General features: G+C 75.0%; 16 protein-coding genes. 4 read left to right on the top strand and 12 right to left on the bottom strand.

Annotated features, from left to right (window positions below):
* Nucleotides 1–12: 12 nt before the first annotated feature.
* The 5 genes from BLS21_RS04265 to BLS21_RS04250 form a co-directional block, all read right to left on the bottom strand.
* Entirely contained in the window at nt 13–1,449 is a 1,437-nt protein-coding gene (locus BLS21_RS04265) for an oligosaccharide flippase family protein (protein ID WP_139177012.1), read from the bottom strand.
* Between the two features lie 55 nt (nt 1,450–1,504).
* Entirely contained in the window at nt 1,505–2,521 is a 1,017-nt protein-coding gene (locus BLS21_RS24485; protein WP_139177011.1) for a YveK family protein, read from the bottom strand.
* The gene (locus BLS21_RS04260; protein WP_091214269.1) at nt 2,518–3,627 is read right to left on the bottom strand and encodes a glycosyltransferase; all 1,110 of its coding nucleotides are present in this window, start codon (nt 3,625–3,627) and stop codon (nt 2,518–2,520) included. The genes BLS21_RS24485 and BLS21_RS04260 overlap by 4 nt, the downstream gene beginning before the upstream one ends.
* Nucleotides 3,628–4,803: an O-antigen ligase family protein gene (locus tag BLS21_RS04255; RefSeq protein ID WP_217635976.1), complete on the bottom strand. Its 1,176-nt coding sequence runs from the start codon at nt 4,801–4,803 to the stop codon at nt 3,628–3,630. It abuts the gene before it with no gap.
* Between the two features lie 92 nt (nt 4,804–4,895).
* A complete protein-coding gene (locus BLS21_RS04250) occupies nt 4,896–6,296 on the bottom strand; it encodes a sugar transferase (protein ID WP_245700046.1) in 1,401 nt (466 codons plus the stop codon).
* A gap of 324 nt (nt 6,297–6,620) precedes the next feature.
* Here BLS21_RS04250 and BLS21_RS04245 point away from each other — a divergent pair, with 324 nt between their 5' ends.
* Nucleotides 6,621–7,325: a M50 family metallopeptidase gene (locus BLS21_RS04245; protein ID WP_091214259.1), complete on the top strand. Its 705-nt coding sequence runs from the start codon at nt 6,621–6,623 to the stop codon at nt 7,323–7,325.
* Between the two features lie 72 nt (nt 7,326–7,397).
* On the opposite strand, the gene BLS21_RS04240 is transcribed toward BLS21_RS04245, so the two are convergent.
* Both BLS21_RS04240 and BLS21_RS04235 read right to left on the bottom strand, forming a co-directional pair.
* Nucleotides 7,398–9,761: a glycoside hydrolase family 65 protein gene (locus BLS21_RS04240; RefSeq protein ID WP_091214256.1), complete on the bottom strand. Its 2,364-nt coding sequence runs from the start codon at nt 9,759–9,761 to the stop codon at nt 7,398–7,400.
* Entirely contained in the window at nt 9,758–10,492 is a 735-nt protein-coding gene (locus BLS21_RS04235) for an HAD family hydrolase (protein WP_091214253.1), read from the bottom strand. The genes BLS21_RS04240 and BLS21_RS04235 overlap by 4 nt, the downstream gene beginning before the upstream one ends.
* 173 nt (nt 10,493–10,665) lie before the next feature.
* Between BLS21_RS04235 and BLS21_RS04230 the strand changes: the two genes are divergently transcribed.
* Both BLS21_RS04230 and BLS21_RS04225 read left to right on the top strand, forming a co-directional pair.
* On the top strand, nt 10,666–11,211 hold the full coding sequence (locus BLS21_RS04230) for a YbhB/YbcL family Raf kinase inhibitor-like protein (RefSeq protein WP_091214251.1): 546 nt from the start codon (nt 10,666–10,668) through the stop codon (nt 11,209–11,211).
* A gap of 111 nt (nt 11,212–11,322) precedes the next feature.
* The gene (locus tag BLS21_RS04225; protein ID WP_175479410.1) at nt 11,323–12,459 is read left to right on the top strand and encodes a serine hydrolase; all 1,137 of its coding nucleotides are present in this window, start codon (nt 11,323–11,325) and stop codon (nt 12,457–12,459) included.
* 7 nt (nt 12,460–12,466) lie between these two features.
* Here the strand turns inward: BLS21_RS04225 and BLS21_RS04220 are convergent, their stop codons facing one another.
* Nucleotides 12,467–13,273, bottom strand: coding sequence for a GNAT family N-acetyltransferase (locus BLS21_RS04220; protein ID WP_091214248.1), 807 nt, complete (start codon nt 13,271–13,273; stop codon nt 12,467–12,469).
* Nucleotides 13,274–13,396: 123 nt separating this feature from the next.
* On the opposite strand from BLS21_RS04220, the gene coaA reads away from it, so the two are divergent.
* Nucleotides 13,397–14,359: a type I pantothenate kinase gene (coaA, locus tag BLS21_RS04215; RefSeq protein WP_091214246.1), complete on the top strand. Its 963-nt coding sequence runs from the start codon at nt 13,397–13,399 to the stop codon at nt 14,357–14,359.
* Between the two features lie 540 nt (nt 14,360–14,899).
* On the opposite strand, the gene gcvP is transcribed toward coaA, so the two are convergent.
* The 4 genes from gcvP to ftsR all read right to left on the bottom strand — a co-directional run bounded on the left by gcvP (nt 14,900) and on the right by ftsR (nt 20,385).
* The gene (gcvP, locus tag BLS21_RS04210; protein WP_091214243.1) at nt 14,900–17,911 is read right to left on the bottom strand and encodes an aminomethyl-transferring glycine dehydrogenase; all 3,012 of its coding nucleotides are present in this window, start codon (nt 17,909–17,911) and stop codon (nt 14,900–14,902) included.
* Between the two features lie 118 nt (nt 17,912–18,029).
* On the bottom strand, nt 18,030–18,602 hold the full coding sequence (locus tag BLS21_RS04205; RefSeq protein ID WP_091214241.1) for a MerR family transcriptional regulator: 573 nt from the start codon (nt 18,600–18,602) through the stop codon (nt 18,030–18,032).
* Nucleotides 18,603–19,043: 441 nt separating this feature from the next.
* The gene (locus BLS21_RS04200) at nt 19,044–19,538 is read right to left on the bottom strand and encodes a bifunctional nuclease family protein (RefSeq protein ID WP_091214238.1); all 495 of its coding nucleotides are present in this window, start codon (nt 19,536–19,538) and stop codon (nt 19,044–19,046) included.
* A gap of 121 nt (nt 19,539–19,659) precedes the next feature.
* Entirely contained in the window at nt 19,660–20,385 is a 726-nt protein-coding gene (gene ftsR / locus BLS21_RS04195; RefSeq protein ID WP_245700044.1) for a transcriptional regulator FtsR, read from the bottom strand.
* Nucleotides 20,386–20,402: the final 17 nt, after the last annotated feature.

Below are 20,402 nucleotides of genomic sequence, written 5' to 3'. Positions count from 1 at the left end.
CCGGGCGCTCACTCACCGTGCCGCGGCCGCGCGCAGGTCGCGGACCAGCGGTCGGTCGACGAGCGCGAGGACCCCGCAGTACGCCACCAGGACGACGACCCCGGTGACCGCACCGCCGAGCAGGGAGTCGGCAGGTGGCAGCAGACCGGCCCAGCCGGCGGCCGCGTGCAGAGCGGATGCGGCCGCGGCCGCGAGCAGCGGCGCGAGGACGACACGGCCGAGGCCCGGCCCCAGCAGCCCTGCGCTGCGGAGCATCCCGCCGACGACGGCGGTGGCCACCACGACCGCGCCGACCTGGGCCCAGGCCACCCCGATGATCCCGAACCGCACCAGGCCGATCGCGGCGACCAGGAGGACCACCACGTGGACGACCTGCGCACGCAGGTACAGCCCCGGACGTCCGGATGCCCGGAGGGCCTCGTGCCCCATCAGCACGGCCCCGAGCAGGACGCCGTACAGGGCCAGCACCCGCAGCACCGGTGCGGACCCCGCCCACCGGGGGTCGATCACGACGATCCGGTCAGCGAGCAGCGCGACGGCGGTGTAGGCCCCGCCGGTCGTCGCCACGAGGACGTGGAGGAAGCGCACCACGGCCGGGGCCATGGCCTCTTCTCCACCCGAGGCCATGAGCCGGGCGTACAGGGGGAACGCGACACCCCCGAGCACGACGGCGCCCATGACGTACGGCACGAAGGCGATGCGGAACGCGAAGGAGTACACGCCGGTCGCGGCCTCCCCGAGGGCACGGGAGATCACGACGTAGTCCAGGTTCAGGAGCACCAGGCCGAGCACCGCACCCGGCCCGGTCACCGCCGCCCACCGCACGGTGCTGCGCGCGTGGGAGGTCGACCAGCGCAGCGGCACCCTGATCCCCACGACCAGGCCGAGCAGGGGGGCCAGCACGGCGGTGGTGACCAACCCGGCGACCAGCGACCACTCGCCCAGTCCGAGGGCGGCGGTCGCGACGGTCACCGCCGCCCCGGCGAGGGCGCTGCCGGCATCCGGCACCAGGCGCCGCCGGAAGTCCAGGTTGCGGTGGAGGTAGGCCATCTGCACCCCGGCGAGGGCGGTGAACGGCAGGCTGAGGACCGCCACACGGAGGAGGTCGGTCGCCCCCGGCGCCCCGACGGCCTCGGCGATCCGCGGTGCGGCGGCGGCGGTGACCAGCGCGATGGCGGCGCCGGCGGTGACCGACAGCGACGCCACCGTCCCCGCGAACCGGCGGGGCTCCTCGGAGGTCCGGGAGACGACGTCGTACACGCCGGCCGACTGCAGGACCAGGGCCAGGTTCACCAGCGCCACGGTGACGGTGACGGTCCCGAGCTCGCCGGCGGTCAGGAACACGCCCAGGGCGAGGGTCACCACGACCTGGGAGCCCTTGCTGAGCAGGTTGACCAGCCCGAGCCAGAGCGCCCCTCGCGAGGCCGCTCCGGCCAGCCCTCGGCTCACGGGCGGGCCCGGCTCGTGCCGCGGTCCCTCGGCGGCTCCGGTACACCCCGGGCGCTCACCGGGCCACCACCGCGCCCAGCTCGTGACCGGAGTCCACCGCCGCCAGGATCGCCGCGGTGAGCTCCTCGGTCGTCGTCCGTCGCAGCTGCACGGTGACGATCGCCGGCTCGGGCTGGACGGCCTCCCGGACCCGGTGCCGTGCGTCGGTGGCCGCTCGACCGTTGGCGGCGCCCGGCCGCTCGTGGTCCCCGAGGTGCTCGGGAGCGGGTGCCCGCTCCAGCGCACGCCGCGCCAGACGCTCGTCGATCGCCGCGGTGACGCCGTCCTCCGTCCCCGGCCCGGCCGGGAAGGTCCGGACCCGGGTCGCCCCGGGAGCCGCGAGGGCCAGCCGCGCGGCGAGGGCGTCCACCCCGCCGTGCCGGCCGCCCAGCGCCACGACCGGCACCGCCGACGAGGCCACCGACCGCACGACCTCCGCCACGTCGGCGACGGTGAGCAGCCGGGGACGCAGCACCTGGACGGCGGCGACCGCGAGGAGCCCCACGACGACCGCGGCGAGCACGCCCAGGCCCCCCGCGAGCAGCGGGTCGGGGCCCACCTGCACCGGTTCGGCGCCGACGTCCCCGAGGACGGTGAAGGTCCCCACCGGCGCGAGCAGGTTGCTGCCGACGATCTCGTCGACCACCGCCCGGAGGACGGCCGTCGCGGCCTCGGGGCTGTCCCCGGTGACGGTCACGCGGGCCACTCCCGACGCCGGCACGAGCTCGACGGCCACGGACTCGCTGAGCGTGGCCGCGTCCAGCTCCGGCAGACGTCCGGCCAGCCGGTCCAGTACCGGGGTCGAGACCGCGACCTCGGGGAGGGCCGGCATGATCGAGCTCACGACGGCCCCGTACTCGGGACCCTCGGCGCTGCCGACGGCGGCGGGGGTGGCCACGATGCCGACCCTGGCCTGGTACAGCGGGTCGCGCGTGAGGAGCAGGGCCAGGACCAGCGCCAGGGTGAGACCCGCCGCGAGGAGCGCGGGGACCAGGGCTCGGCGCAGCGCCGCCAGTGCCTGGGAGCGCGTCACCGCGCCTCCCCGGGTTCGGGGGTCGCAGCGGGTCCGGCGACGAGGTCGCGGAGGAGCGCGTCGTAGCGCCGGGTCATGTGCAGGGGGTCGTGCCTGTCGGCGATGGTCCGCCTCGCCGCGTCCGCGGCCGCCCTGCGGGCATCGGCGGCGGTGAGCAGTCGCTCCAGGGCGACGGTGAGCGCGTCGGAGGACCCCGGTGGCACCAGGAGCCCACCGCCGTCGCGGAGGATCTCCGTGAGACCGTCGACCTCCGTGGCGACGACCGGCCGCCCGGCCGCCATGGCCTCCAGCACGAAGACGGGCAGGCCCTCCCAGTCCGAGGCGAGTGTCGCGACGTCCGCGGCCGCGAGCAGTCGCGGGACGTCCGTCCGGTTGCCCAGCAGGCGCACCCGGTCCCCGAGTGCCAGTTCCCGGTGCAGGGTCTCGAGGGCGGGCCGGTTGGGGCCGTCCCCGGCCACGAGGAGGACGCAGTGCCGCGGCAGGTGGGCCCACGCCCGGAGCAGGACGTCGTGGCGCTTCTGGTCGACCAGCCGGGCCGCGCAGAGCGCCACGGGTACGCCCGGCTCCAGCCCCAGCTCGCGCCGGGCCTGCTGCCGGTCGGGGAGGACGGGGGCGGTCACGGCGTTGGGGATGACGACGGGTGGCCTGCGCAGGCCCGCGGCCTGCAGCCGGCCGGCGATGGCCTCGCTCACCGTCACCACGGCGCGGGGCGCGGTGCTCAGCAGGCGCGCAGCGGCGCGGTAGTCCTCCGCAGCCACGCCGTGGAACACGGTGACGACCGGGATCCTGCGCCGCCGGCTCAGCTGGGCGAGCGTCACGGCCGCCGTCACCCCGACGTTGTGGGCCAGGACGACGTCGGGGACGGCCTCGACGAGCGCCCGGCGGGTGGCCACGACCGCCCGGGCCAGTCCCGCGGGCCTGCGGCGGGACAGCGGGACGCGGTGGACGTCGGCCAGCCCCTCCGCGACGATCTCGTCCTCCCGGGCCCCTCCGGCGCTGGCCACGGTCGACCGCCAGCCCACCTCGGGCCCCCGTCGTACGAGCTCGACCACCAGGGACTCCGCGCCGCCCGTGCCCATCTCACCGATGGCGTGCAGGACGTGCATTCACGTGCTCCTCTCCCCGCCGCGGCTGCGCAGGTCGATCGCCGCGGCGATCGACAGTCCGGCCCACAGCGGCATGTAGTACTGCTCGGACAGGAAGACCGAGCTCACGCAGACGGCCAGCAGGCTGCCCTGGACGGCGAGGGCGGCGAGCACAGCGGCGTCGCGGACCCCTGCGCCCTCGGCCCGGCGCCGGCGGACCGCCTGCTCGCTGGCCACGAGCGCCGCGACGATCCCACCGACGAACAGCAGCAGGGCGACGGCCCCCAGCTCCGCCCCCACCTCCAGGTACATCTCGTGGGCCACCGGCGTCCGTTCGGCGAGCTCGGCGAAGCCGGAGTACTCCACGTAACCGCTGCGGAAGCCACCCGGCCCCACGCCCAGCAGGGGGTTGTCCGCCAGCATGCGCGCCGCGGCCTGCCAGCGCAGCAGCCGCGTGTCGACGTTGGTCGCGGCGATGTACTGCTTCTGGTCCAGCGCCTGCTGCACGACGTCCTGGGCCAGCAGCAGGATCGGCACCGCCAGCGCGGCGAGCAGGGCGCCGGCCGCGGCGAGGAACCGGGCCGGGACCAGCCCCCTGAGCAACGCCCAGACCAGGACCGCCGTGGTGGCGAGGATGCCGCCGCGCGACAGGGTGGCCAGCGCACCGACGAGCAGGAGGGCGAGGACCGCCCCCCACGCGAGGGCCCCCGACGGGCGGGCGGCCTTCCGGACGGCGAGCAGCACGATCGGGACGGCGGCCGTGATGACGTAGGCGAGGTCGTTGGGGTCCTCCAGCGGGCCGGTGGCGCGGGGGGACCCCAGGAACGCGAAGCTCACCACCGCACCGAGGGCACTCGCCGCGGCGCCGGCGACCAGCGCGTACAGGGCCACCCAGACGTCGACGTCGTGGGTCAGCACGTCGACCAGCGCCACGACCAGCAGCAGGAAGGGCAGCCACCGCACCGCGTAGGCCAGGGCGTGACCGTTGTCGAGGTTGACCGCCGTCGAGGCGAGGACCACGGGGAGCAGGCCGACGGCACACCAGGTCACGGGGTGGGAGGCCCCGATCGGACGGTCGTGGACCATCCGGTTCGCCACCCAGGCCAGCAGGAACAGCGCGGGGGCGACCTTGCCGAGGTTGGCGTCCACGGCCTGCAGGTAGCCCTCGAGCGGAGCGAGGGCCAGGGTGGCGACCAAGGTGACGCGGAGGAGCCCCGCCGCCGGCCTCCTCGACCGGGCGGCCGGCCCCGCACGCTCGGGGGCCCCTGGAGCGGCGGGCACGGGCGCCGTCAACCTCCCTGCCGTCGCAGCACCTGGCCCACGGTCTTGGCGATGATCTTCATGTCGAGCCAGGGCGACCAGTTCTCGATGTAGTAGTTGTCGAAGCGGGCCCGGTCCTCGATCGACGTGTCCCCGCGCAGCCCGTGCGCCTGCGCCCAGCCCGTGAGGCCGGCCGGCACCCGGTGACGGGCGGTGTACCGGGGGATGTGCGCGGAGAACTGCTGCACGAAGTGCGGGCGCTCCGGGCGGGGCCCGACCAGGCTCATGTCCCCCCGGACGATGTTCCACAGCTGGGGCAGCTCGTCCAGCGACGTCGCGCGGATGAACCTCCCGACGGGGCCGAGCCGGTCGTCGTGCTTGATGTTCCAGTTGGTCTGCGACTCGCTCTCGTCGACCGGCTTGAGCGACCGGAACTTCAGCACGTCGAACGGCCGCCCGTCGATCCCGACCCGCTGCTGCCGGAAGATGATGCCGGGACCGCCCTCGTACCGGACCGCGAGTGCGACCGCGGCCATGACCGGCGAGAGAGCCACCAGGGCGAGCCCGGCGACCACGGTGTCGACCAGTCGCTTGGCCTTCCACCAGGGGCTGCGGAAGACGGCCCGCCGCACGCGGATCAGGGGTATCCCCCAGATCTCGTCGGTGTAGCGGTTGGCGTTGTGCAACTCGAACAGCCGCGGCACGAGGAAGACCTCGACGTCCAGCCGGTCGCAGGTCCGCAGGACGTCGACGAGTTCGTCCTCGTCAGCCGACCCGAAGGCCACGATCACGTCCCGGATGGCCTGCTCCCGGATGATCCGCCCCAGTTGCTCGTACCCGCCGAGCACGGGCGCGGGCAGCAGTGCCGGGTCGTTGGTCGGAGGAGCGGAGTCGACGAACCCCACCGGGTCCAGTCCGTAGTCACCCCGCTCCCGGAGCGTGTCGGCGAGCCGTGTCCCGATCTGCCCGGCCCCGAGGATGAGGGTCCGGTGACGGACCTTCCCGCGGCACCGCGCCCTGCGGACGACGGTGTAGGCGATGCGCCGGACCACCAGGACGACACCCAGCAGTGCCACCGCGTGGACGACCTGCTGGCCGGGCGGGTCGACGTGGGGGAACAGGGAGATGAGCGCCAGTTTGATGGCGAAGCCGACGACGGACGCGGCCAGGATGTACGGCAGGTCGTCCAGGAGCGAGAGGTTCAGCCGGGACCGGTAGAGCCCGGCCACGTAGAAGACGACCAGGTACACCAGCAGCACCACGACGTGGACCGGGGACGTGGGCGAGGTGATCACGGTGGCGATGGCGAAGGCCGCGATGTCAGCCAGCAGCAGGTAGGGACGGACGCCGCCGCGCAGCCACCACGGTTCCGGGTTCCGCCACGGTGCCTCACGCGTCAGCGTGGTGGCGGTCCGGGCCGGTGGAGGCACCGTCCGCGGATCCTGGGCTGCCTCCGCCGGGGCGGCCGGGGCGTCAGTGCTCACCGGCCTGTGAACGTGCTCGGTCATCACTGTCCTCCTGCCACCGGGCCGGGAGACGCTAACCGAGGACTCGGTGGTCCGCTCTTCGAGGTCGCCCCAACTGATCGCACTCCAGGTGGTTCGAGCCGTCAGTTAGTTGGGGATAACGGTACAGGACGGGGTTCCGCCGTGCGGACGTCTCCCGCGCCGCCGTCGGCATCGACGGACGCGCCGCCCGGCGGGACCGTCGCCGGGCGCACGGCGTTCACAGCCGGGTGCGGTTGACTCCCCCGCGTGGACGTCGTCGAGGGGTTCTGGGTCCGCGTGAGCACTCCCCTGCCCCAGCTGCCGACGGCGGTCCTCGTGGGCGCGCTCGTGGCGGCCGGCGCCGTCGTCCTCGCGCCTGCCCTGTGGCGGCCGGCCCGGACGGTCGTGACCATCGCCCACGAGGGCGCGCACGGGCTGGTCGCCCTGGCCGCAGGACGACGGCTGTCCGGCATCCGGCTGCACTCGGACACCTCGGGGCTGACCGTGTCGGCGGGCCGGCCGACCGGGCCGGGCATGGTGCTCACCTGCGCGGCGGGCTACACCGGCCCGGCGCTGTTCGGGCTGGGAGCGGCAGCACTGCTGGCCGCCGGCCACGCGGTCGGGCTGCTGTGGGCGCTGCTGGGCCTGCTGGCGCTGCTGCTGGTGCAGATCCGCAACTGGTACGGGCTGTGGGCGGTGCTGGCCACCGGGGCCGTCGTCCTGGCCGTCACCGGGTGGCTCCCGCCGTCGGGGCAGGCTGCCTTCGCCGCTGCCGGCACGTGGTTCCTGCTGCTGGCCGCGCCGAAGACCGTGCTCGAGCTGCAGCGGGCCCGGCGCCGCCGCGCCGCGCCGGACTCCGACGCCGACCAGCTGGCGCGTCTCACCCGCCTGCCCGCGGTGCTGTGGGTCGGGTTCTTCCTGCTGGTCGACGTCGGCGCGCTGCTGCTCGGCGGCTGGTGGCTCCTGGGCTGACGGGAGCCCCCGTCGGCCCCGTCCAGGGGCTCGTCCCGAGCCTGCGAGGGACGAGGAGGACGGGGCCCTTCGTCAGCGTCGGCCGCGCCGCCGGGGGGCCACGCCGTAGGGCTGGGACACCGGCGCGACCTCCGGCGGGAGCGGGATCTCGGCGTTGACCTCGTCCTCGGTGACGGTCAGCCGCCGCCCGTGGTGGTGCACGTCCAGCGGGTCGCCGTCGAGGAGCCGGTAGGTGGCCTCGGTCGGGGTCACGGTGACCACCAGCAGTCGGCCCTGGTAGTTGAGCCGGAAGCGCAGCCGGGTGATCCGGTCGGGCAGCCGCGGGGCGAACGTCAGCCGCCCGTCGTGGTCCCGCATCCCGCCGAACCCCGCGACGGCCACCGTCCAGCCGCCGGCCAGCGAGGCGATGTGCAGGCCGTGCCCGGAGTTGCCGTGCAGGTTCTGCAGGTCGGTCAGGGTGGCCTCGCCCCAGTAGTCGTAGGCCAGCGCCAGGTGGCCGGTCTCGGCGGCGACCACGGCCTGCTGGGTGGCCGACAGGGACGAGTCGCGCACCGTCCGCGCCTCGTAGTAGGCGAAGTCGGCGGCCTTCTCCTCCGGGGTGAAGGCGTCCCCCCGCAGGTGCAGCGCCATCACCAGGTCGGCCTGCTTGACCACCTGCTTGCGGTAGATGTCGAAGTACGGGTAGTGCATGAGCAGCGGGTAGCGGTTCGGCGGGGTGGCCGCGAAGTCCCACTCCTCGTGGTGGGTGAAGGCGTCGGACTGCATGTGCACCCCGCGCCGGGTGTCGTAGGGCACCGCCATGAGGGCGGCCGCCCGGTCCCAGCAGTCGGTCTCCTCCGCCGTGACGCCCAGCCGGCCGGCCACGTCGGGCTGGCGCTTCACCGCCGCGATCGCCTCGCGCAGGTTCCGCTGCGCCATGAGGTTCGTGTAGACGTTGTTGTCCACGACGGCGGTGTACTCGTCCGGACCGGTGACCCCGTCGATCCGGAAGCCGTGCTCGTCGTCGAAGTGGCCCAGCGAGGCCCACAGCCGGGCGGTCTCGATGAGCAGCTCGGCGCCGTGGTCGCGGTCGAACTCCTCGTCCTCGGTGGCGTTGTGGTAGCGGACGACGGCGTCGGCGATGTCGGCGTTGATGTGGAAGGCCGCCGTCCCCGCCGGCCAGTAGCCCGACGTCTCCTCGCCGCGGATGGTCCGCCAGGGGAAGGCCGCGCCGTTCAGGCCGAGCACCCGGGCCCGCTCCCGGGCCAGCTCGAGGGTCGAGTGCCGCCAGCGCAGCGCGTCGCGGGCGGCCCCGGGGGCGATGTAGGTGAGCACCGGCAGCACGTAGGTCTCGGTGTCCCAGAAGGTGTGCCCGTCGTAGCCGGGGCCGGTCAGGCCCTTGGCCGGGATGGGCTGGCGCTCGGCGCGCAGGCCGGCCTGGAGCAGGTGGAAGACGCCGACCCGCACCGCCTGCTGCAGCTCGTCGTCCCCCTCGATCTCGACGTCGGCGTGCTGCCAGTGCTCGTCGAGCACCTCGCGCTGCTCGCGCAGCAACCGCTCGAAGCCGGCCAGCTTGGCGGTGGCCAGCGCGCCCTCGACCTGGTCGCGCAGCGCGGCCGCCGAGCGCCGGGAGGACCAGCCGTAGGAGAGGTACTTGACCAGCTTCACCGACGAGCCCTGGGGCAGCCGGGCGGCGAGGGTGAAGCGGGCGAGGTCCTCCCCCGCCTCGATGTCGACCGTGGAGGTGTCGGGCACCTCGACCACGTGGTCCATGCCGGCGGCCATCCGCAGCCGGCTGCGCTGGGTGCGGTGCACCAGCACCGCCCGCTGGCCGCGGGCCACGGCCATCTCGTTGAGCAGCGGGCGGGCCAGCGCGGCGGCCGCGCGCGGGTCGTCGGCCTCCGAGCCGCTGTCGACCGGCTCGTTGGCCAGCAGGTCCGACTGCAGGGCGATGTAGAGGTCGCCCTGCCCGTCGGTGCACTCGACGGTGTACTCGATGGCGGCGATCGAGCGGCGGCGCAGCGAGACCAGCCGGGTGCTGGTCACGGTCACCACGCGGCCGTTCGGGGAGCGCCACTCGGTGCTGCGGCGCAGCACGCCGCGGCGCAGGTCCAGCGTGCGCCGGTGCTCGATGATCTCGCCGTAGGCCAGGTCCAGCGGGGTGTCGCCGACCAGCAGCCGGATCAGCTTGCCGTCGGTCACGTTGACGACCGTCTGCCCCTGCTCGGGGAAGCCGTACCCGACCTCCGCGTAGGGCAGCGGTCGCTCCTCGAAGAAGCCGTTGAGGTACGTCCCGGGGACGACGACCGGCTCGCCCTCCTCGAACGAGCCGCGCATGCCGATGTGCCCGTTGGACAGTGCGAACACCGACTCGTGGACGGCGAGCGAGGCGTGGTCCAGGCCCGTCTCGCTCAGCGCCCAGGGCTCGATGGGGAAGTGCGGCCGACCCTCAGTCACGGTGTGCTCCCCTCGAGCAACTCGGCCAGGTCCTGGACGACGACGTCCGCACCCGCGGCCTTCAACCCGTCGGCCTGACCGACCCGGTCGACGCCCACGACGTAGCCGAAGGAGCCCGCCCGTCCGGCGGCCACGCCGGCCAGCGCGTCCTCGAAGACGACGGCCTCGGCCGCCGGCACCCCCAGCGCGCGGGCGCCGGCCAGGAAGGTGTCCGGGGCGGGCTTGCCACGCAGCCCCTGCGCCGCCGCGACCTCGCCGTCCACCCGGGTGTCGATGAGGTCGGCGAAGCCGCCGGCCTCGATCACCTGCCGGCCGTTGCGCGAGGCGGTGACCACCGCGGTGGCGAGCCCCGCCTCCTTGGCGGCCGCCAGGTAGCGGATCGAGCCGGGGTAGACCTCGACGCCGTGCTCGGCGAGCTCGGCGTGCACCAGCTGGTTCTTGCGCAGGCCCACCCCGTGCACCGTCGCGGCGTCCGGCGGGTCGTCGGGCGTCCCCTCGGGCAGCGTGATGCCGCGGCTGGCGAGGAAGTCGCGCACCCCGTCGAGACGCGGCTTGCCGTCCACGTAGCGGTTGTAGTCCTCCTGGGTGAACTCGGGCGCCCCGGGGTCACGGGCCCGCAGGAACTCGTCGAACGTCCGCTTCCACGCGGCCATGTGGACCGTCGCGGTCCGGGTGAGGACGCCGTCGAGGTCGAACAGGCAGGCACGGATCGAGCCGGGGAGACCGAGCACTCCACGACGCTACCGGCCTCCGCGGGCCCGCGCCGCGCCGGGAAACGCACTGTTCACCGGCCCGGGGTGGCCCCCGTCCCGAGCCTGCGGAGGGCGGGGAGGACGGGGGCCTCCTAGGGTCGGCGCGGGGGCATCCGTCCCCGCCGTCCGCCCGAGAGCCGAGGAGCCCGTCCATGGCCGAACGCCCGACGCCGCCCAGTCCCTACGACTTCCTGCCGCAGGTGCCGAGCTTCGAGGTCACCAGCACCGACGTCACCGACGGCGCGCCGCTGGGCCGGGCCCAGGTCAGCGGGGTGATGGGTGCCGGCGGTGAGGACCGCTCGCCGCAGCTGTCCTGGTCGGGTTTCCCCGAGGGGACCAAGAGCTTCGCCATCACCGTCCTGGACCCCGACGCCCCCACCGGCAGCGGCTTCTGGCACTGGGTGGTGGCCGACATCCCGGTCTCGGTCACCGAGCTGCCCAGCGGCGCCGGCGACCGGCAGGGCTCCGGGCTGCCGGAGAGCGCGGTCCAGCTGCGCAACGACGCCGGCTTCCCCGGTTTCGTCGGCGCCGCTCCCCCGGCCGGGCACGGGCCGCACCGCTACTTCGTCACGGTGCACGCCGTGGACGTCGAGCGGCTCGACGTGCCGCCGGACGCCTCTCCCGCGTTCCTCGGCTTCACCCTGTTCAGCCACACCCTGGCCCGCGCCGTGCTCGTCGGCACCTACGAACAGGACTGAACGGCCCCGTCTCGTACCGCACCGCGACCGGCCGGACGCGCAGCGCTCCGAACACACGGCAAGTGCTTGAGAGTTCTCCTACCCGCTCCCTGAGCCCGGCACGATGGGGTCATGGCGACGGCTGCGGCTCAGGGGAGCAGGCCGCGGCGTGCCCGCTGCAGCACGCCGTCGGCCGTGGTCGCCGTCGTGCTGCTCGCCCTCGTCTTCACCGGGGTCGCCGTGCCCCGGTGGGCCACGGCGACGGAGGACGACGCGGCGCCCGCGGAGACCGTCCCGCCCGCGGAGACCGTCCCACCCGCGCAGGGCGACGTCGCGCCCGCGGAGACCATCCCACCCGCGGAGACCATCCCACCCGCGCAGGGCGACGTCGCGCCCGCGGAGACCATCCCACCCGCGGAGACCATCCCACCCGCGGAGACCATCCCACCCGCGGAGACCATCCCACCCGCGGAGGAGGACGTCGCACCCGCGGAGGAGGACGTCGCACCCGCCGACATCGTCCCGGCGGTGACCGCCGCCCACGGCGACCTCGGGACCTTCGCCGTCGTCGTCGCCGACCAGGAGGAACGCCAGACGGACGTCTCCATCCGCGCCGCCGAGGCCCGCACCGCACGGGTGCTGGCGCGGACGGCGGGCAACGAGCTGGCCGACCGCCCCTTCCCCACCGCCTCGCTGGTCAAGCTGTTCATCGCCGCGGACGTGCTGCACCGCGCCCGCACCGGCGCGGTCACCCTGACCCCCGCCGACCGCGCGGAGCTCGAGGTCATGATCCGCCGCTCCGACGATCCCGCCGCGTCGGACCTCTGGGTCCGCTTCAACGGCGCGCAGGCCGTCCGCGACGTCGCCGTCCGCTACGGGCTGACCGACACCGCACCACCGCGGAGGTGGGGTCAGTGGGGCGAGACGACCACCACCGCCGACGACCTGGCCCGCTTCCTCACCCGGCTGCCGGTGATCGCGCACCCCGACGATGCCGCGGCGCTGATGGGGTGGATGCGCACGGCCACCCCGATCGCCTCCGACGGCTTCGACCAGGAGTTCGGCGTCTTCGGCACCCTGCCCGGCGCCGCGGTGAAGCAGGGCTGGATGTGCTGCCTCGGGGGCCAGCGCCACCTGCACTCGGTGGGCGTGGTCGGCGGACGGGTCGTCGTGCTGCTCAGCGAGGTGCCCTCGTCGGTGGGCTGGGACCGGGCCAGGGCGGCGCTGGACTCCGCCGCGGCTGCGGTCCCGGTCCCGCCGACCTCCTGAGGGCGGCTCAGCCCGCGTCGGAGAGGTCGGCCACGCCCACGGTGGCCAGGCGCGCGAAGCCGGTCCGCTCGTAGACCCGTGCCACGTCGTCGTCGCCGGCGACCAGGAACACCAGCTCGGCGGTCTCCCGCGCGTGCGCGGTCAGCGCCGAGGCCAGCCCCGCGCCGAGGCCACGGCCCCGCAGCCGCGGGAGCGTGGCGACGCCGACGATCTCGGTCACCTCGACGCCGTCCACGACGACCGGGTGGTGGGTGCCGACCGCGACCGGCTCGCCGTCCTCCACCGCGACCATCATGACCGTGCGACCGGTCGCGATCCGCTCGCGCAGCACCGCGGTGCGGGGCGAGCCGACGGCCACGCCGACCGAGGTCCCACCGGCCTCCGAGCGCGGCCCCGGGTGGGCGAAGGCGATCGAGGTCAGCTGCTCGTAGCGCGGCAGCTCGGGGTCGTCGGCGCCGACCAGGTAGAGCCGCACCCCGGAGGGCAGGACCAGCTCCACCGGGTCCGCGGCGACCAGCAGCGGCGAGGAGCCCACGGTCAGCCCCACGGCCCGGACGGCGGCCTCGACGGTGGGCGCGTCCTCGCAGATCCACTCGACCGCCACCGGCAGACCGGCGGCCTCCTGGAGCGCCACGGCGGCCCGGACGTCCTCGACGCCCACCGGCTCGCCAGGACGAGGCCGCGCCGGGTACGGCCAGGTGGGGCTGCCGATCGGCACGTCGAGACCGCCGGCGGGGTGGATGCGCGCGTCCGGCAGCGGCGCCGCGGCGAAGTACTGCTCGACGCGCTCGAGCAGGCCCGGGGGCAGGGACACACGGGCACCCTAGACGGGCGGCGCGACGACGTCCGCTCGATCGCCGGCCGGACGGCCCTCCCCCACCCGGGCGGGTGAGCCGGATAGGCCGGACGGCACGATGGAGTCCGTGACAGCAGTGGGATGGGCGGCGTGACAGCAGCGGCACGACCCCAGGTGTCGCCCTACGCGGTGTTCGACCGCGACTCGTGGCGTGCGCTCGCGGCGGGCAGCTCACTGCCGCTCGACGCGACGCAGCTGGAGTCGCTGGCCAGCCTCGGCGACCGGATCGACCTCGACGAGGTCGCGACGGTCTACCTGCCGCTGGCCGGGCTGCTGCGGCTGCACGTGGAGGCCAGCAGGCGGCTGTGGGCGGCCCGCAGCGAGTTCCTGGGCGACTCGACGGCCAAGGTGCCCTACGTCATCGCGGTGGCCGGCAGCGTCGCCGTCGGCAAGAGCACCACCTCCCGGCTGCTGCAGACCCTGCTGGCGGCCGGACCCGGCAACCCGCGGGTCGACCTGGTGACCACCGACGGGTTCCTCCTGCCCAACGCCGAGCTGGAGGCGCGCGGGCTGCTCGGCCGCAAGGGCTTTCCGGAGAGCTACGACCGGCGGGCGCTGCTGCGCTTCCTGGCCGAGGTGAAGTCCGGCCGGGGGCAGGTCAGCGCCCCGCTGTACGACCACCAGGCCTACGACGTCGTCCCCGATGGCCGGCAGGTCGTCGACGGGCCCGACATCCTGGTGCTGGAGGGGCTCAACGTGCTGCAGGCGGGCCGCCGGGCCGACGGCCGGGCGCCCGAGGTCTTCCTCTCGGACTTCTTCGACTACTCCGTCTACGTCGACGCCGCGGAGCCCGACATCCAGCGCTGGTACGTCGAGCGCTTCCTCGCGCTGCGGCGGACGGCGTTCGCCGACACCGGTGCCTACTTCCACCGGTTCGCCGGCCTGACCGACGAGCAGGCCCGCGAGACCGCCCTGGGCATCTGGGCGGCGGTCAACGGCCCCAACCTGCGCGACAACATCGTGCCGACCCGCTCGCGCGCCCGGCTGGTGCTGCAGAAGGCCGCCGACCACGAGGTCCGCCGCGTCCTGCTGCGCAAGATCTGACGCAGGCCCCTCCCTCTCGACCGCTCTGTCCGCCCTCTCGACATGCGACCGGCCTTGTTGGGGATAACGGCGTAGGAGTGAACCGCCCCCCGTCCGTGATCTCCGGCTTGGTGTCGCCCGCCGCGGTGCGTCGCCGCGGGTGGGCGGCGGCGACTCCGTGATCAACTCGGCAGCCGCCGCCGCGTCCTCGCTGCTGCGGCGTCAGCCGCCCGCGTCGCCCGGGCCCCGGCGCGTTCGGGGCGCCCGGCTCGAGCGCCGGCCCCTGGTCGCCCGCGACCAGCGGGCCGCCCCCGGGGGGACGCCGGTACGGCCCCGGCGGACGACAGCTCCCCTCCCCCGCGACCGCTCGTCCCCCGCGCCGCCGTCATCGACGCGCCAGTTGGGGATAACGGCGGCGCGCGGCGCGCGGGAGGGCCGCGGTACCGGCCGTCGACCGGCACCGCGGCGCGGGACCGTCAGGACCCGCCCACGCGCCCGACGCCGCTCCGGTTCGCTCCTCGCTCGCCGGACGCGCTGCGCTCCCCCGCGGGACGGCCGTCGTCAGGCCTGGGCGCCGGCGGGCACGGCGTCGGCCGCCGTCCCCAGGTCGTCCGGCGCGCCCTGGCTGCGGTCGGGGACGCGGGCCGCCGGCCCCGGCGCCGGCTCGGGCTCGGCGAAGGCCTCCGGCGAGGGGCAGGAGCAGACCAGGTTGCGGTCGCCGTAGGCCTGGTCGATCCGCCGCACCGGCGCGAGGTAGCCGCGGCCGCGCAGCTCCGGCACCGGGTAGACGGCGGTCTCCCGCGGGTACGGCCGCGCCCACTCCCCCGCCACCATCGCGAGGGTGTGCGGGGCGTTGCGCAGCGGGTTGTCGGTGCGGTCGCACTCGCCGGTGGCGACCTTCTCGATCTCGGCGCGGATGGCGACCATCGCGTCGACGAAGCGGTCGAGCTCGCCCTTGTCCTCGCTCTCGGTGGGCTCGACCATCAGCGTGCCGGCGACCGGGAAGCTCATCGTCGGGGCGTGGAAGCCGAAGTCGATCAGCCGCTTGGCGATGTCGTCGTTGGTGATGCCGGTGGCCTTGGTCAGGGGCCGGATGTCGAGGATGCACTCGTGCGCGACCAGCCCGTCGGCGCCGGTGTAGAGCACCGGGTAGTGCTCCCTCAGCCGCGCGGCGACGTAGTTGGCGGCCAGGATGGCGTGCTCGGTGGCCCGCAGCAGCCCGTCGGGGCCCATCAGCCGCAGGTACGCCCAGGAGATCGGCAGGATGCCGGCCGACCCCCACGGCGCGGCCGAGACCGCCGGGCCGTGGGTGCCCGTGTCGACCAGCGGGTGGCCGGGCAGGAAGGGCACCAGGTGCTCCCGGACGCCGATCGGCCCGACGCCGGGGCCGCCGCCGCCGTGCGGGATGCAGAAGGTCTTGTGCAGGTTGAGGTGGCTGACGTCGGAGCCGAACCGGCCGGGCTTGGCCAGGCCGACCATCGCGTTGAGGTTGGCGCCGTCGACGTAGACCTGCCCGCCGGCGTCGTGCACCGCGCCGCAGATCTCCTGGATGTCGGCCTCGAAGACCCCGTGCGTCGACGGGTAGGTGATCATGATCGCGGCCAGCCGCTCGGCGTGCTGGTCGACCTTGGCGTGCAGGTCCGCGACGTCGACGTTCCCGGCCTCGTCGCAGGCCACGACGACGACCCGCATGCCGGCCATGACGGCGCTGGCGGCGTTGGTGCCGTGCGCCGACGACGGGATGAGGCAGACGTCGCGGTGCGCCTCGCCGCGGGAGCGGTGGTAGCCGCGGATGGCCAGCAGCCCGGCGAACTCGCCCTGGGAGCCGGCGTTGGGCTGCACGCTGACCGCGGCGTAGCCGGTGACCTCGGCCAGCGCGGTGCACAGCTCGTCGATCAGCTGCCGGTAGCCGCGGGCCTGCTCGGCCGGCGCGAACGGGTGCAGCTGGGCGAACTCCGGCCAGGTGATCGCGGCCATCTCCACCGCGGAGTTCAGCTTCATCGTGCAGGACCCCAGGGGGATCATCGTGCGGTCCAGCGCGAGGTCCTTGTCCGCCAGCGAGCGCAGGTAGCGCAGCAGCGCGGTCTCCGAGCGGTGCGCGGAGAAGACCGGGTGGGTGAGGAACGGGGTGCGGCGGCGCAGCTCGGCCGGCAGCGCGTCGGCACCGCCGTCGGCGAGCACCGCCCTGCCCTCGTCGGTGCCGTCCGCCGGCACCCCGAAGGCCCCGGCGACCGCGCGCAGGATCTCCACGGTGGTCGTCTCGTCGCAGGCGACGCCGACGGTGTCGGCGTCCACCAGCCGCAGGTTGATCCGCTGCTCGGCCGCGGCGGCGACGACCTCGGCGGCCCGGCCGGGCACCCGGGCGTGCACGGTGTCGAAGAAGCGGTCGTGGACGACGTCCACGCCCCCGGCGCGCAGCCAGCCGGCCAGGGTCTGCGCGCTGCGGTGCACGCGGGCGGCGATCGCGGTCAGGCCCTCGGCGCCGTGGTAGACGGCGTAGGCGCCGGCCATGACGGCGAGCAGCACCTGCGCGGTACAGATGTTGCTGGTGGCCTTCTCCCGGCGGATGTGCTGCTCGCGGGTCTGCAGCGCCAGCCGGTAGGCGACGTCGCCGTCGGCGTCGACCGAGACGCCGACCAGCCGGCCGGGCAGCTGCCGGGCCAGGCCCTCGCGCACGGAGAGGTAGCCGGCGTGCGGCCCGCCGTACCCCATGGGGACGCCGAAGCGCTGCGAGCTGCCGCAGGCGACGTCGGCGCCCCACTCCCCCGGCGCCTCCAGCAGCGTCAGCGCCAGCAGGTCGGCGGCGACGACGACCGCGGCGCCGGCCTCGTGCGCTGCCGCGGCCAGCGCCCGGTGGTCGCGGACGGCGCCGCTGGCCCCCGGGTAGGACAGCAGCACGCCGAACGCCCCGGCCCCGGGCAGGTCGGTGGGCCAGCCGGCGGAGAGGTCGGCGACGTGCAGGTGGATGCCCAGCGGCTCGGCGCGGGTGCGCAGGACGGCCAGGGTCTGCGGCAGGGTGTCCTCGTCGACGACGAACACCGCGTCGGCCTTCGCGCGGCCGGCGCGGCGGACGAGGGTCATCGCCTCGGCGGCGGCGGTCGCCTCGTCGAGCATGGAGGCACCGGCGACCGGCAGGCCGGTGAGGTCGGCGACCACCGTCTGGAAGTTGATCAGCGCCTCGAGGCGGCCCTGGCTGATCTCGGGCTGGTAGGGGGTGTAGGCGGTGTACCAGGCAGGGTTCTCCAGGATGGTCCGCTGGATGACCGCCGGGGTGACCGTGCCGGAGTAGCCCAGCCCGATCATCGAGGTGTGGACCTCGTTGGCCTCGGCGCGTTCGCGCAGCAGCCGCAGCACGGTCGCCTCGTCGGCGGCCGGCGGCAGGTCCAGCGGCGTCCGGTCGCGGACCCCCTCGGGCACGCAGGCGTCGACGAGGGACTCCAGCGTCAGGTGACCGACAGCAGCGAGCATCGCCTGCGTCTCGTCGGGGCGCGGGCCGATGTGCCGGGCGGCGAAGGACCCGGCGGGGTCCAGCGCGGCGAGTGCGGGCAGGGGCTCAGGGGCACGGTCCGCCATTACCACGACGCTACCAGCGGGAGAGGAGGCAGCGAGATCGCCGCCCCCACCCGCCCGGGTCACCGCGTCCGGGCGGCACCACCGGTGTCGCCCGGAGGTGCGCGGGGGCTGCTCGCTCCTACACCGCGGCGCGGCGGCGGCGGCGGGCGGCGAGCTCGTCGTCCGCGGCGTGCAGCGGAGCGCCGTCGATGCGCTCGGCCGGCAGCTCGGCCAGCTCGCCGGAGAGCTCGCGCAGCGCGCCGGAGACGGCGATGCCGAAGACGCCCTGGCCGCCGGCGAGCAGGTCGACGACCTCCTCGGCGGAGGTGCACTCGTAGACCGTGGCGCCGTCGGAGAACAGCGTGACGTTGGCGAGGTCCTTGATGCCGCGGTTGCGCAGGTGGTCGACGGCCTTGCGGATGTTCTGCAGCGAGACGCCGGTGTCCAGCAGCCGCTTGACGACCTTGAGCACCAGGATGTCGCGGAAGGAGTACAGCCGCTGGGTGCCCGAGCCGGTGGCGCTGCGCACCGACGGGGCGACCAGGCCGGTGCGGGCCCAGTAGTCGAGCTGCCTGTAGGTGATGCCGGCAGCGGCACACGCCGTCGGGCCGCGGTACCCGAGGAGGTCGCTGTCGACCTCCTCGTAGGACGGCGCGCCCACGGCAGCGTCGCTGAAGAGCTGACCCTGGGAGCCCTTGCTCTGGTCGCTCACGTCAGCGTCCTCCTCTGCTCCCGCAGCTGACGCCGCGGTCCCCCGCGGTGCTGACCGTCACTCGGGTCGCTGCAATCGGCTGCCGCGTCGGGTTGCCGGTGTCACACCGCTGTTGTTCGCCGACCGTAAGCCGGGCCCTGGGGCGGGTCAACTGAGGAGGGCGGCGTGTCGCGGCACTCACCCATCGGAGGGGTATCGGCGCACCGGGGCCGTTCCTTGACCCGGAGCACGCCTCCGACCGTGGGAACTCACCGCACGTGCCCCGGCCGTCACAGCCGTCCCACGCACCCCGGTGCCGACGGCCCACCCGAGCGTGGTGACGTACTGGAACGGCCGCCCTCCAGGGTCCCGCCGGCCCCGTCCCGGGTCCCGGCCCGAGCCCGCGAAGGCCGGGGAGGGCGGGGCCCTGCGGCGAGGCGTGGGGGGAAGGGTGGTCCCTCTTCAGGCGGGGCCGCTGCCGCCCGAACCGGAGCCGGCGCCGAAGTCCTCCGGGGAGATCTGGTCGAGGAACTCGCGGAACTTCTCGACCTCGTCCTCCTGCTCGTCGGGGATCTCGATCCCGACCTCGTCGAGCAGGTCCTCGGCGCCGTAGATCGGGGCGCCGGTGCGGACGGCGAGGGCGACGGCGTCCGACGGGCGGGCGCTGACCACCCGGTCGTCGCCGAAGACCAGCTCGGCGATGTAGATGCCGTCGCGCATCTCGGTGATGTTGACCGCCTCGAGCGTCGCACCCAGCGCGCGGACGACGTCCTTGAGCAGGTCGTGCGTCATCGGCCGGGCCGGGCGCACACCCTGCTGCTCGAAGGCGATCGCCGCCGCCTCGACCGCACCGATCCAGATGGGCAGGTACCGCTCGCCCTGCGTCTCCTTGAGCAGCAGGATCGGCTGGTTCCCGGGCAGCTCGACCCGGACACCGACGACTCTGAGTTCCTGCACGGTGGGGCTCCCTCAGCTGCGGCCCGAGGACGGGCGGTGGATCGTTACGGGCGGCTGGTGGACGAGGTGCGGCGCCGGGGCCGTGGACTCGGGTCCCGACCCCGACCACGGTACGCCCGAGTCAGGGGCGCAGGAGATCCCGCAGGCGCGCCTCCAGCAGCGCACCGTGCAGCTGCGCGGAGAGGGCGGCCAGCTCCCGCAGCTTCTCGGTGGCCCGGTTCCGGGCCTCCTCGGAGCGCGCCCGCAGCACCGGCGCGACCAGCTGCTCGACCAGCCCGGCCTCCCGCTCGGCGCCGTTCTGGTAGACGCGCAGGTGCCGCGGCTCGATGCCGTGCCGGGCCAGCCCCGCCGCCGCCCGCGCGATCGGCAGGTCGGTCGCCGGGTGCCGGCCGTCGGCGTCGGGGGTCAGCAGCCCGAACTGCACGCAGTCGGCCAGCTGCCCGGCCTCCAGGCCGGACGCCCGCGCGAACTGCTCGCTGGTCAGGCTGCTGGTGTCGGCCTCCTCCTCCGGCGGCGGCGCGGCCGGCGGCGCGCTGCCGGGCAGCGGCTCGCCCCGGTCGAGCGCCGCGAGGTGCTCCTTGATGACCCGCAGCGGCAGGTACTGGTCGCGCTGGGCGGCCAGCACGTACCGCAGCCGGGCCACGTCGGCCGAGGAGAACTTCCGGTAGCCCGACGGCGTGCGCTGCGGGTGCACCAGGTCCTCGGACTCGAGGTAGCGGATCTTGCTGATCGTGACGTCGGGGAAGTCCTCGCGGAGCACGGTCAGCACCTCGCCGATGGTGAGGCGCGGCGTGTGCGGGCCGTCGGGCTCCCCGGATGCGTCGGCACGCGAGGGCACCGCGTTCACGCCGCCGTCCGTGCCGT

Origin of the sequence: Geodermatophilus siccatus (assembly GCF_900103785.1) — a bacterium.
Lineage (GTDB): Bacteria > Actinomycetota > Actinomycetes > Mycobacteriales > Geodermatophilaceae > Geodermatophilus > Geodermatophilus siccatus.
Note: the sequence above shows the minus strand (reverse complement) of the source record. Positions and strands in the feature narration are given on the sequence as shown.

Bases quoted from the DNA above. Each gene is read 5' to 3' on its own strand.
- BLS21_RS04260 (WP_091214269.1), bottom strand. From the start codon at position 3,627: ATGCACGTCCTGCACGCCATCGGTGAGATGGGCACGGGCGGCGCGGAG.
- BLS21_RS04230 (WP_091214251.1), top strand. From the start codon at position 10,666: ATGGCCGAACGCCCGACGCCGCCCAGTCCCTACGACTTCCTGCCGCAG.
- BLS21_RS04225 (WP_175479410.1), top strand. From the start codon at position 11,323: ATGGCGACGGCTGCGGCTCAGGGGAGCAGGCCGCGGCGTGCCCGCTGC.
- coaA (WP_091214246.1), top strand. From the start codon at position 13,397: ATGGGCGGCGTGACAGCAGCGGCACGACCCCAGGTGTCGCCCTACGCG.
- gcvP (WP_091214243.1), bottom strand. From the start codon at position 17,911: ATGGCGGACCGTGCCCCTGAGCCCCTGCCCGCACTCGCCGCGCTGGAC.